Below are 12036 nucleotides of genomic sequence, written 5' to 3' on the forward strand. Positions count from 1 at the left end.
GAGGAACTGGGCCGCCTGGGCTTTACGTGGGCCGATCTGGAGGACGAGGAGTATTGGCTGGATGGAGTCGCCGTTATGCGCGAGAGCACATACCGGGAACTTGAGGAGGCTTCCGCCCGGCTGTGGGCGATTCTCGACAAAGCGGCGCGCTATATCTACGGGAGACATGACCTGTACGCCCTGCTGGGCATCCCGGAGGTGCTGTGGGAGATGCTGGATACCTCGCCGCTGCCGCCGCCGGGGCTGATCAGCCGGTATGCGAGATTCGACTTCGCCGTGGACGCAGGGGGCAGCATCAAGCTGCTGGAGCTGAACGCCGATACCCCGACCGGCTATGTGGAGGCGTCGATCGCGACGCCGTGGGTATGCCGGCAGGCGGACGTTCCGGCAGTGAATGGCAGGATGCCGGAGCTTGTAGCCGCAGCTTGGGGCGAGGAGCGGCCGGATACCGCGGCCTGCGTGGACTACGGAACCCATCTGGAGGATTCCGGCACAATCGAAGCGCTGGTTAGGCACAGCGGCCTTAATATAGAGTGTGTCGACTGCCTGGAGCTTAGCATTGACGACGGAACGGTCAAAGACGGGCAGGGGCGCGTTATACATCGGATGTTCGCCCTTTACCCGAAGGAATGGATGGCGGTGGATGAGGGCGGAGACGCCTTGGCCTATGCGGTCGAGACCGGCCGTCTGACGCTGTTCAATCCGCCCCACAGCATTTTGCTCCAGTCCAAAGGATTAATCGCCGTAGTTTGGGGCATGTATGAGCTGGGCTTTTTGTTCAGCGGGGAAGAGCGTGAAGCAATCGCCAAATACGTTCTGCCTACCTATAACAAGCCTGTATTCTCAGGGGACTTCGTATCCAAGTCGATGTTCGGGCGCGAGGGCGGTTCGGTGCGCATGTATGACGAGAACGGAAGCCTTGAGCTTGAAGATGAGGATGGATTCGACAGCAGCGTGCTGTTCCCTTCCGTGTACCAGAAGAGAGCGGAACTGTCCCGGATTCAGACTTCGGCGGGCGAGCTTCACCTGCTGACCGGAATGTTCATGATCAACGGACAGCCCTGCGGACTGCTGGGCCGGGGCGGAGGCCCCATCACCGGCAATACGAGCCATTTTATTGCAATGGGAGTGAGATAATTTGCGCGAGAATGTATATAACACGCCGGGAACGGGCCGACGCGGCGGTCGGCCGCTGCGCTTGGTTTCCCTGCTGCTGATCGCGGCGGTGCTGGTTCTGGCCGGCTGCTCCAATAATCCGGACAGTATATTTTCCAGAGATTCGGGAGCGACGACAACCAGTGATGTGGCGCGGGTACCATGGGATTACCGGGTGGTTGAGGGGACGGTCGGCGATCTTATAGGCAGCGATATGACGATCCTGCCCAATAACGAAATGCTGCCCAATGACGGTAATTACGCGACAGGGGACAAAGTCTATACGCTCCAGTATATGGACGCTGAAATCACGACGGATGCCGATCAGAAGAACCAGGTCCGCCTGTCTTCCTGGTCCACGATCAAATCCTACAAGGATTTGAATTCGGCCACAGCAGATCTGAAGAATCTGAAGGTGTCGGTTACGACGGACGTCGACCTGATCGGCGTCTATAAGACGAAGTACAAAGACAAGACAAGAAACTTTGCCGTAGTAGAGCTGCCTTCGGGCAACCGGATCAAGCAGCCGATCGACGATAAGCGCTATACCGCGATGGCCAAGAAAAAGACGGTGCCGGTTGTGCTGGAAGAGGTTCATGATTTTGCGGATTATGATTTGGCTTATGCAAAATTTCGGGGGTGGGCGGATTGACGGTCGTTGTCAATATTTTGGTTAGTGTAGTTTTCATTATCGTGCTTCAACTGCTGGGCATGCTGATCTTCAGCTGGATAACTCCGTTCAAGGATATGGAAGAGCTGAAGAACGGCAATGTGGCCGTAGGACTCGCGCTTGGCGGTAAATTTCTGGCGACGGCGATTATTCTCGGAGTGGCGGCTTATACGAACTCTTCGATCTGGTTTATGGCGCTCTGGTTCGCGGTCGGCTATGTCTGTCTGGTGGCGGCTTACTGGATTTTCGAGCTGGTCACGATTGGCTTTAAAATCTCCGAGCAGCTGAAGAAGGGCAATGTCGCAGTGGGAACGCTGCTGTGCATGGTCTTTGTCGGCACCGCGTTTGCGGTCAGCAGCCTAATTATTTAATCATTTGAAGGCCCGCAGGGCTGTCCTCAACCGTTAATCGTTGGGCAGCTATGCGGGCTTTTGCGAAAGTGCGAGGGGGCGAGGGCCATTCACTTTTTGTTAAAGCTGTCCACGATCCTGACCCAAGTTAGGAAAAGAACGATTGGCCTGAGCATTCTCTTGTTTGTCACGTTCAGCGCGACGGTCGCCTATGTGCTTGAACCGGACACGTTCGGCAGCTGGTTCAATTCGTTCTATTGGGTCATGACGACGATGGCGACGGTCGGATACGGCGACTTTTTCGCCAAGACGGCCATCGGCAAAATATTTACGATTTTTCTATACATTTTCGGCATCGGGCTGCTCAGCTTGGTCATCGGAAAGATTATCGATTCTATTGCGGAAATCGGAAGACAGAGGAGGGCGGGCAAGTTGCCGTTTTTGGGAGAGAATCATGTCATTCTCATCAACTGGAGTAAAAAGGCGCAGGCCGCAGTGGGCGAAATTCTCAGCTATACGCCGGATGGCCAGATTATCATTATCGACGAATCGGGTCAGCATCCGCTGGAGCAGATGAATCAGGTTCATTTTATTAGCGGCGATCCTTCCTCCGACGAAATTCTGGTGAAGGCGGGTCTCCCCAAGGCGAGGGCGGCCATTATCTTCGGGGATGTACGGATCGACGAGGCCGCGCTGGTCGACGGCAAATCGCTGCTGATCGCCTCAAGCATTGAGCGTATTGCGCCGAGTGTACATACCACGGTGGAGATCATGCAGGAGAAGAACGTGCAGAACTTCCGGCATGTTCAGGTCAACGAGTTCGTGCTGTCGCATGACGCCGTTTCCCGGCTGGCGGTAAGAGCCGCGCTGCAGGAGGGAAATCCCGAGGTGATTACTCAACTCATCAGCCGCTCGCACGGCGACGATATTTATGAGGTGCCGGTCGATAGGTCATGGAAGACCTATGGGGATGCGTTTCAGAGCCTGCTGCGCCAAGGCGCAACTCTAATCGCTGACCGGCACGATCTGGGCATCAACCGTAAGCTGAACGATTCTATCCCGGCGGAGGCAAGGCTGTATATCGTCTCCGATGAGGCTACCTACCGGAAGATTGCAGGCAAATAGGATAACGGCAAAGAAGCCTTTTTTACAGCTGCACTGGAGCGGGCCGACTTTGTCCCGGTACATGAACTGCTGTATATGGAGCAGGCGTTGACGGAATTCATGCCATCATAAGCCCGCCCCTGAGTTTTTCGGAACTTTTCAATAAAGTGTTCATTTTGGTGAAATCTTTGCCCGAAAGAAGGGTAAATTATAACAAGATGCTCAATTTATGCAGAAAGAGGGATTAATGATGAGAGAAGGCATACATCCGAAATACCAGCCAGTCATTTTCTATGACGCGAGCGCGGACTTTAAGTTCCTGAGCGCTTCTACCAAGTCCTCGAACGAGACCATGGAATGGGAGGACGGCAATACGTATCCGGTGATCCGGGTCGACTCCAGCTCCGCTTCTCATCCTTTTTACACCGGAAGACAGAAGAATATCGACACCGGCGGCCGTATTGACCGCTTCAATCAGCGGCTGAAACTCAAGAAATAACGCGGGGCGCATATTTCGGCTAAAAAGGACCAATCGCACCAGGCTTCGGCCATCTGCGGGGGGTCCCTTTTTCCATTAGGTCTATTCAGGTTATATCTTGCGGAACAGCGATCTCCAGCCGAATACCTGCACCTTGACGAGCAGTTTGCTCAGCCAGTACGCCAGCACATACAGGAGCAGGAACAGCAGCACGAAAGGGCGGAATACGAGCCAAAGCACGACCCATATCAAGAAAAACTGCCACCTGCCCAGCCGCTTCCTGATGACAAACGGCATAAGCAGAACGCGGTAGAACCAGTATTTCTTTTGCAAGCTGTTTAAATACTCGCTGCGGATTTGCGCATCCGAGGGGTCGATCCGGACCGCGTTCTTCATGAACTCGATCTCTTTGCCGTAGTCGCCTCTTCGATCCGCCGCCCAGGCCAGATACAGAAATGTCTGGTCGTCTTCGGGATCATAGAACAGCGCCATGCTCTCCGATGAGAGCGAGCCCTCGAAGTCACGCATGTTGGCGCGCAGATAGCTGTCCGCCGCCAGGTACAGGGCGCGATCCGGCGCAAGCCGAAGCGCGTGGTCCATTTCCTCTCTGGCCGCCTTAAAATCCCCTTTTTTATGAGCTAGGTTGAATTTAAGAAAAGGATAATAGCTTTCCAGCGGGTCGATCCGCTGCGCTTCCTCCGCCGCTTCCAGGAATAGTTCCTCCTTGCCCTGGGAGTAGAGCGTCGTGGTCCGCACGAACCAGGCCATCGCATTCTCCGGATCATAGCGCAGCGCCTCGGCAGAACAGCGCATTGCCTCTTCATAGCGGCCCGCTTTCATATGAATTTGCGCCAGCAAGCCGTATGCGTCAGCATTCTCCGGATCTTCGAGTATCCACTGCTGCGCTTCCTGGACCGCTTCCGCAAAGCGCCGCCAGTTCATCAGCTGGAAGGCCCGCTCGTAGCGGGCGGCATCCGGGCCGTGCAAGCTCATGGACATCACCGCCTGTTCATTTGATTCGGTGGGTCTTTACGTATTCGAGCACCTGCTCATAGTCCTTGTTGATGTCGCTGAAGGTAGCGTAGTTCTTCGCTGTGGAGAACCAGTCCAGCGTCGTCGGCTTGCGGCGGTCAATGCTCATCTTCATATCTTTGTCCGTAATCGGCTGAATGCTGCCGCTCTCAAGAGAACGCTCGATGGCATGCTCAACCGCATCCCTGACGATTTGCTCCAGATCGGCGCCTGAGAAATGCGTCGTCATCTCGGCCCACCGCTTCAGATTCAACTGCTCCTGCGGCTTGCCCTGAAGCTTCAGTCCGAGAATAAGCTCCCGCTCCGCCGGTTCGGGCGGCGGAACAAAGAACAGATGATTGAACCGCCCCGGCCGCCGCAGCGCCGAATCCAGGTACCAGGGGGTATTCGTCGCGCCGATGACGAGCACCTCATGATTGAAGGATTGCAGTCCGTCGAGCTCGATCAATAGCTGATTGACCAGCATGCGGTTATGGTGCTGCTGCATGTGATGGCGGCTTCCGCCCAGCGCGTCGAGCTCGTCGATGAACATGACGCAGGGCTTCTCCTGGCGCGCTTTTTCAAAGAAATCATGCAGATTATGCTCACTTTCACCAATGTACATGGACAGAATGGCCTGCAGCTCGACATGCAGGAAATTGGCGTTGATCTCACCGGCGATCGCCCGGGCGAGGAACGTCTTGCCGCATCCGGGAGGGCCGTACAGCAGGAGACTGCCTCCGGCCGACTTCCCAAAGGCCTGGAACATTTCCGGCTGCTGAAGCGGCAGAATAAAGTTCAGGCGGATTTTTTTCTTGAGCTCTTCCATCCCGCCTACATCCTGAAAGGTGACCTGTGATTGTTCGGTTTCAACCAGGCTGCTCTTATTACCGTCGAATGAAATCACCTTCAGTTTCGGTCTGATCCGGTTCTTGTCCTGCTCGTCATGAGGCACGGATATTCACGCCCTTTCACCCAAAAAGCCTCTTCTTGATTCAGAAGACGCAGCTTAACTAGTATTATAAGCAATCAAAAAAAGAGACGCAATTTGCTTCGGCGGCAATTCAATTGTTGGAAGTTATAGGATATAATTAGTCGAAGCAATTATGAAAATAGGAGAAATGTTCATGCCATGGATGAAGGGATATCCGTACTATTTGCTGCTCAGCGGAACAATCAGCCTTTATATGGGCATTTTCGCCTGCCGGTTAAGACGACTTCCGGGCAGGCGCTATGCTTGGGTTCTGCTGCTCTTGATCGCCTCTGCGCTAATCTTAACTGCCGCAGAGATCATGGCTTCTTCATTCAAAATCAAGCTGTTGATGCGAAACTTGCAGCAGCTTCCTCTATTATTCATCCCTTTGTTCGCCTATGCTGCCGTCAGGGATTATGTCTCTCCATTGCCCGGCAGATTTCGGAGGAAGCTCACGCTTCTGTCCATTCCCCTCTTCCTGGATATTGCACTCATCTTCACCGACCCCTACCATCATCTGATGCGCAGCTCGGCGGGGCTGGTCAATACAGGCGGAATCATCGGAATTATGGTGCAGCCCACGCTGCTTAGCATGGCGATGATTGCTTATGATCAGGTCTTTGGCCTGTATGCGGCTTATCTGTTTGCGGCGTCACTTAGGACCGTTCCGGCGCATAAGCTTAAGCCGAATGTGCTGCTGCTGCTCGGAATACTGATTTCAGTGATTTCCAGCATTGCGCTTCCCGCTCTAGAGATCACCTTCACGGGATTTACGGTCCTTACACTGCTGCCGTCCGTGGCGGTTGTGTATTTCGCCGTCAATCGCTACCCGCAGCTTTCGCCGGCGCCCTCCGTCACGGGCCGCGTACTTGGCAGCGCGGCAGAGGGGATGGTGCTGACAGACCGGAACGGTGTTATTCTCAACATTAATGAGACGGGAGAGAAGCTGCTGACCCGCATGTTCGGTCCCGTTCCGTTCCGCTGGCTTGGTCTCAGTATTCTGTCCTTTTTGCGGCAGTACCCTAGTATTCTGGATTGTTATGAGAATCGGCAGGGAGGCCGGATTGAACTGGAGCCTGCCGAAGAGGAGAGCCTGCACTGCAGTCTATCCTTGATACCGCTGGAAGGAAGTCCCGAAGAAGGTGCGATGCTGCTGATGATCAGCGATTGCAGCGACCAAAAACGCTATGAGCGCGAACTGGAGTACCAGGCTTCCATTGATGATCTGACCGGTCTGTACAACCGCCGGCATTTCCTGAATACTTTCAATTCCCGGGAGCATAGGGAGGGGGAAGGGATAGCCATGCTGCTGATGGACATTGACGATTTCAAGCAGATTAATGATGCATACGGGCATTTGGCCGGCGATCAAGCGCTGATATCATTTTCCCGTAAAATCCGGAATTTCTGCAACAACGGAGCCATCGCGGGAAGGTTGGGCGGAGAGGAATTTGTGCTCTGTCTTTTCGCCAGGAATGAAGCGGAAGCATTGGACAAGGCGGAGGCCATCCGCAGAGCGGTCGTCGGGTACACCGTCATGCTGGAAGGCGGGCACAGTATCCATCTTACGGTCAGCATCGGGATGATGTATACGGAAGACCCGGATACGCCTTTTGAACAGCTGTACCGTCAGGCCGACGAAGCCTTATACCTATCGAAGACAAACGGCAAGAATAAAGTGACTGTGGGCGGCCATTTCTCGGTCTCCTGATACGCATAATGGATTTCATATATCGAATTCACTCACTGAGACTTCTCCCTCGTTGCGGGAGATCTCAGTATTTTTTTACTTTTTTTTGAAAAAAAGCTTTATTACTCCCTGATTTATGAGGTATAATTTGCCATAAGGAAGAAAATTATGTAATTTGCGAAGGTGAGAATATGTGGGTTCTATTAAAGGATATGTCTAATGAATCGCTGATATTATTTTTACTTGCAGATCTAGCTTACCTTACATTAATGATCCTGTGCCTGAGGCAAAAATAGCAGCCTGGTATGGCTAAATCTCACCATTGAAATTGGGTGGTGGAAGTTTGCGGAATGCCCCGTTCTTTTGGATGCGTGCAAGCGGCGGACTTATGCTACAATGGGTTTGCAGGTCCAAGCGGGAGGATGAACATTGATGAACCAGAATATAAACGAGCAGGAAATGATCCGATTCATCGGAGGCAAAACGAAGGCCGATCCGAAGGCAATCGCCCTTATCCTGAAGCACGAGCAGACCTTCATTAACAGCGCCAAGGCTAACGCCAAGGGTGAAGTTGACATCGACAGTGATGATCTGGTCGACTACGTGGTCAGCCGCCGCGATGTGAAGCTGGACGAGCTGACGGTGGAGCGTATTTTGGAAGCGGAGATGGATTATTTGATGGATAAGGGATTGGCTGGATATTTGGATTAATCTCCTGCGGCCGCTCAGAGTTTCTTGCTAAAATAATTGAAATTGTACCCCAAAGTGACCTCGTCCTCAACTTAACCGTGGATTTAGAGGTCATTTTGGGGTTTTTCCCTAGGGTACGAATACTTTGAGCGGTAATCTATCATCCCAATGCGGGTTTCGATTCACCTTCGGCAGGCCCTTGATCAACCAGAGCATATCTCTCCCAGGCCCGGCTGCGCCAGCGGAAATACATAATAACCGCCCGCAGCCACTCGTCGGCCGCATTTGCCAGCCAGACTCCGGCTAGGCCAAGATGAAGCTGGAAGACGAGCACATAGGCCAAGGGCAGGCTCATGCATACCATGGAGATCAGCCCCATGTATACCGGGAAACTGGCGTCTCCCGATGCCCGCAGGGAATTGATGATGATCAGATTGGTAGTCCGCCCCGTCTCCAGCAGGAAGCTGAGCAGCATCACCTGTGCCCCCATTAGAATGATATTTTCATTGTCTGTGAACAGTCCGAAGAGCGGGATGCGGAAGGCGATGGCGAGCAGGTCGATGAGTACGGTGGCGAGCAGCGCCCATTTGACGCTTTGGAACACCCGCTTGTAAGCCTCCTGCGGCCTCCGCGCCCCCACCAGGTGACCGACGATAATGGAGGTGCCCATCGCTGCCGCCATGCTGAACAGGTATACATAGCTTGAAATATTAAGCGCATATTGGCGGGTCGCCAAAGCTTCTGCACCCAAATAGGTGATGTACAGCGTGAACACGAGTTGGCATGCCTGGTAAATAATCGACTCGAAAGCGGAAGGGATGCCGATTTTCAGTATTTTCATGACGTAGCTTTTGCTTAGGATAATATAAGAAGACCACTTGATGCGCACTTCCATGATCCGGTACATCAGCAGGAAGAACAGGAACAGGCAGATTAGGCGGCTGAGCACGGTTGAAATGGCCGCGCCCTGCACGCCGAGCGCCGGGAAGCCGAAGTGGCCGAAGATCAGAATATAGTTGCCGGCCACATGCAGAATGTTCATCAGCAGCGACAGCAGCATCGTCTGCTTGGTGTAGCCGTAGGTACGGATTGTAGCCGCAAGGGCATTAATCAGCGCCTGGAAAAAAATAAAACCGCCGACAATAACAATGTACGTCCTACCGTAGACAAAAATATCGCCCTGAATGTTAAGGGCCGTCAGCAGGGTTCCGCCGAATACGAGGAAGATCATGCTCAGCAGCACCCCTAAGCCCAGACTGAGCGTTATGGAGCTCGCGGTAACGTCCGCCGCCTCGAGCAGCTTTCGGGAACCGAGATACTGGGAGATGACGATGGCCGCGCCGTTTCCGACTACGCTGAGCACGAGGATGGCGATTTGGATGATCTGGTTCGCCGCCCCTACGCCGGATACGGCATCGTCCGAAACGGAGCTGATCATAAACGTGTCTACCGTGCCCATCAGCATGAACAGGAACAGTTCGAGGAAGATCGGCCAGGTCAGCTTGACGAGACTGATTTTTTCATGGGAGGGCCTTTCATTTTCCGTCTTGTTCACAGCGGTGTCAGCAGCCATGAAGGTCACCTTCTTCTAAGTAAAGTCAGGATTTTCGTTGATTCCAAAGGACAATACTAGCACAGCTTTTCGTTAAAATCATCCCTTTTTCCCGCGCGATCAAAAGATTATGGTTTTCTGAAATTTTCTGCCGTTTTGCACATTGGTATCCTCCAGGTAACTACACCACGGCAAAGTGCCTACTTCCTAAAGGGGAATGTACTGTCTACAATAGGCGTAGCAATAAATTATATAACCACAAAGGAGCTATGATCCTATGAAATTGCAATTGGCGCTTGATTTGGTAGACATCCCCGGAGCGAAAGAAGTGGTGGCTGAAGTTGCTGACTATATAGATATTGTTGAAATTGGAACTCCGATCGTGATTAATGAAGGACTGCACGCTGTAAAAGCGATCAAGGACGCTTTTCCGCAGCTTACGGTATTAGCCGACCTGAAGATTATGGACGCGGGCGGTTACGAAGTGATGAAGGCCTCTGAAGCGGGCGCGGATATTATTACCGTACTCGGCGTTTCCGACGACTCCACGATTAGAGGTGCGGTTGAAGAAGCCAAGAAAAGCGGGAAGGAAGTTCTCGTCGACCTGATTAACGTCAAGGACATCAAGGGCAGAGCGGCGGAAGTGGACGCTCTCGGCGCTGACTACATCTGCGTTCATTCCGGCTACGATCATCAAGCCGAGGGCAAGAACTCCTTTGAGGATCTGCAGGCGATCAAGAGTGTGGTCAAGCAGGCCAAGACGGCCATCGCGGGAGGCATCAAGCTGGATACGCTGCCTGAAGTGGTCGACGCGAAACCGGATCTTGTCATCGTAGGCGGAGGCATTACCGGACAAGCTGACAAAAGGGCTGCTGCTGCTGAAATGAAGCGTCTTGTCAGTCAGTCTTAAGCGGCCGATGAACACCGTACAATACGCAGAGGAAATTATCAATGAGCTGCGGCGGTCCGTATCCCTGATTCCCGTGCAGGAAGCGGAGGAACTCGCCGAACGGGTTCTTCGCGCACACCGGATCTTCCTTGCGGGAGCAGGAAGATCCGGTCTAATGGGCCGGGCGTTTGCCATGCGGCTGATGCATGCGGGCAAGGATGCTTATGTGGTCGGAGAAACGGTGACTCCCGGTATCGCTGAGGGAGATTTGCTTATCCTTGGCTCCGGCTCGGGAGAGACGCAGAGCTTGATTGCGATGGCGCAAAAAGCCAAGGCACTCGGCGCAGGCGTAGCCGCGCTTACGATCAACCCGGAGTCGACGCTTGGACGTCTGGCCGACGATACGGTGAAGCTCCCCGGAGCGCCGAAAGATCAGGCGGCAGGAAGCGGCTCGACGATTCAGCCGATGGCCTCGCTGTTTGAGCAGACGCTCCTCCTGTTCTATGATGCCGTTATTTTGCGGCTAATGGATAAGACGGGGCAAACGACAACCCAAATGTTCGGCAAGCATGCCAATCTGGAGTAGCCTGCGTGGCATGCGTTCAAATCATCGAGAAACCCACGTCTTCACAGGGCGCTGGGTTCTTTTCGTTTAAATTAAGGACTTAGTACCGTTGACTCATTATTCCATGTAGAATATGTTTGAATTAATAGATATTTTTGGGTGAGGGGATTGTAATATGGAACAAGGATGCATTGTCTTCAACTTTAATGGAGTGTTGGTGAATACCAGATCACTAGCCGTTCAACTCTTTAACCAGATCGCTGCAACTAAAGGATTCCAGAGCATTCAACCTGACCAGGTGGAAGAGCTTAGCCGCTTATCCATTCGAAATCGTTGTAAATTATTAGGGGTACCTTGGCACCAGATGCCCATCGTTGGAATGTTGATTAAAGCAGGTTACCAGGATGCTTTCCCTACGATGAAAGCCGTGAAGGGAATTTCAAAGCTGCTTCATGATTTAAAGGATCGGAATATTAAAATCGGCTTTATTACATCCAATTCCCAAAAGGCTACCCGCGAGTTTCTTCTAAACAATCAAATGGATTTCTTTGATTACGAGTATTTTTCATCGAATCCTTTTACGAAATTTAGAGACCTGAATCAGTTTTGCAAAAAATTTAACTTAAAAAAAGAGGACCTCATTTATGTTGGAGACGAACTGCGAGACATCAAGGCTGCTAGTCGGTCAGGGATAAAAAGCATTGGTGTGACTTGGGGCTATGATTCATCTGCACTTCTTCAACAAGGGAAGCCGGCTTTTATTGCTGCCAAGCCTGATGATATCTTGAGTTTCATTGAAGGAGAATAAAGGATGTCTTGTTAGATAGAGCTTCCACGGTGGAAGGAAGGAGTAAAATAATTAAACATATTATTTTTGATTTTGACGGTACATTGGTAAAATCCAGAACC

General features: G+C 52.5%; 13 protein-coding genes. 10 read left to right on the forward strand and 3 right to left on the reverse strand.

What is annotated here, in order from left to right; translation table 11 throughout:
- From L691_RS0105900 to L691_RS0105920, 5 genes are all read left to right on the forward strand, one after another.
- Positions 1-1137: glutathionylspermidine synthase family protein (locus L691_RS0105900; RefSeq protein WP_025689364.1), on the forward strand; the 1137-nt coding region annotated here is incomplete at its 5' end.
- 1 nt (position 1138) lies between these two features.
- A complete protein-coding gene (locus tag L691_RS0105905) occupies positions 1139-1807 on the forward strand; it encodes a hypothetical protein (protein WP_025689366.1) in 669 nt (222 codons plus the stop codon).
- Positions 1804-2196 carry a DUF350 domain-containing protein gene (locus L691_RS0105910; protein WP_025689367.1) on the forward strand — a complete coding sequence of 131 codons (393 nt, stop codon included), beginning with the start codon at positions 1804-1806 and terminating at the stop codon, positions 2194-2196. Before L691_RS0105905 ends, L691_RS0105910 begins: the two co-directional genes overlap by 4 nt.
- 96 nt (positions 2197-2292) lie before the next feature.
- Entirely contained in the window at positions 2293-3300 is a 1008-nt protein-coding gene (locus L691_RS0105915) for a potassium channel protein (RefSeq protein WP_332249042.1), read from the forward strand.
- A gap of 229 nt (positions 3301-3529) precedes the next feature.
- Complete coding sequence (locus L691_RS0105920; RefSeq protein WP_025689371.1) at positions 3530-3778, forward strand: type B 50S ribosomal protein L31; 249 nt, start codon at positions 3530-3532, stop codon at positions 3776-3778.
- 90 nt (positions 3779-3868) lie between these two features.
- Here the strand turns inward: L691_RS0105920 and L691_RS0105925 are convergent, their stop codons facing one another.
- Positions 3869-4750 carry a tetratricopeptide repeat protein gene (locus tag L691_RS0105925; protein WP_025689373.1) on the reverse strand — a complete coding sequence of 294 codons (882 nt, stop codon included), beginning with the start codon at positions 4748-4750 and terminating at the stop codon, positions 3869-3871.
- Between the two features lie 16 nt (positions 4751-4766).
- On the reverse strand, positions 4767-5723 hold the full coding sequence (locus tag L691_RS0105930) for an ATP-binding protein (RefSeq protein WP_025689374.1): 957 nt from the start codon (positions 5721-5723) through the stop codon (positions 4767-4769).
- 172 nt (positions 5724-5895) lie between these two features.
- Between L691_RS0105930 and L691_RS30565 the strand changes: the two genes are divergently transcribed.
- Complete coding sequence (locus L691_RS30565) at positions 5896-7452, forward strand: histidine kinase N-terminal 7TM domain-containing diguanylate cyclase (RefSeq protein WP_025689375.1); 1557 nt, start codon at positions 5896-5898, stop codon at positions 7450-7452.
- Between the two features lie 411 nt (positions 7453-7863).
- Complete coding sequence (locus tag L691_RS0105940) at positions 7864-8142, forward strand: hypothetical protein (RefSeq protein ID WP_025689377.1); 279 nt, start codon at positions 7864-7866, stop codon at positions 8140-8142.
- A 139-nt stretch (positions 8143-8281) separates the two neighbouring features.
- On the opposite strand, the gene L691_RS0105945 is transcribed toward L691_RS0105940, so the two are convergent.
- A complete protein-coding gene (locus L691_RS0105945) occupies positions 8282-9694 on the reverse strand; it encodes an MATE family efflux transporter (protein ID WP_025689379.1) in 1413 nt (470 codons plus the stop codon).
- 256 nt (positions 9695-9950) lie between these two features.
- On the opposite strand from L691_RS0105945, the gene hxlA reads away from it, so the two are divergent.
- The 3 genes from hxlA to L691_RS0105960 all read left to right on the forward strand — a co-directional run bounded on the left by hxlA (position 9951) and on the right by L691_RS0105960 (position 11935).
- The gene (gene hxlA / locus L691_RS0105950) at positions 9951-10583 is read left to right on the forward strand and encodes a 3-hexulose-6-phosphate synthase (protein ID WP_025689380.1); all 633 of its coding nucleotides are present in this window, start codon (positions 9951-9953) and stop codon (positions 10581-10583) included.
- Positions 10584-10590: 7 nt separating this feature from the next.
- A complete protein-coding gene (gene hxlB, locus L691_RS0105955; RefSeq protein WP_025689381.1) occupies positions 10591-11148 on the forward strand; it encodes a 6-phospho-3-hexuloisomerase in 558 nt (185 codons plus the stop codon).
- A 154-nt stretch (positions 11149-11302) separates the two neighbouring features.
- Positions 11303-11935, forward strand: a complete 633-nt coding sequence (locus L691_RS0105960) for an HAD-IA family hydrolase (RefSeq protein ID WP_025689382.1) — start codon at positions 11303-11305, stop codon at positions 11933-11935.
- Positions 11936-12036: the final 101 nt, after the last annotated feature.

It is taken from the genome of Paenibacillus zanthoxyli JH29 (assembly GCF_000520715.1).
GTDB lineage: Bacteria > Bacillota > Bacilli > Paenibacillales > Paenibacillaceae > Paenibacillus_AQ > Paenibacillus_AQ zanthoxyli.

Excerpts from the sequence above, each read along its gene's own strand:
- hxlB (WP_025689381.1), top strand. The coding sequence starts at position 10,591 with ATGAACACCGTACAATACGCAGAGGAAATTATCAATGAGCTGCGGCGG.
- hxlA (WP_025689380.1), top strand. The coding sequence starts at position 9,951 with ATGAAATTGCAATTGGCGCTTGATTTGGTAGACATCCCCGGAGCGAAA.
- L691_RS30565 (WP_025689375.1), top strand. The coding sequence starts at position 5,896 with ATGCCATGGATGAAGGGATATCCGTACTATTTGCTGCTCAGCGGAACA.
- L691_RS0105960 (WP_025689382.1), top strand. The coding sequence starts at position 11,303 with ATGGAACAAGGATGCATTGTCTTCAACTTTAATGGAGTGTTGGTGAAT.
- L691_RS0105920 (WP_025689371.1), top strand. The coding sequence starts at position 3,530 with ATGAGAGAAGGCATACATCCGAAATACCAGCCAGTCATTTTCTATGAC.
- L691_RS0105940 (WP_025689377.1), top strand. The coding sequence starts at position 7,864 with ATGAACCAGAATATAAACGAGCAGGAAATGATCCGATTCATCGGAGGC.
- L691_RS0105945 (WP_025689379.1), bottom strand. The coding sequence starts at position 9,694 with ATGGCTGCTGACACCGCTGTGAACAAGACGGAAAATGAAAGGCCCTCC.
- L691_RS0105925 (WP_025689373.1), bottom strand. The coding sequence starts at position 4,750 with ATGAGCTTGCACGGCCCGGATGCCGCCCGCTACGAGCGGGCCTTCCAG.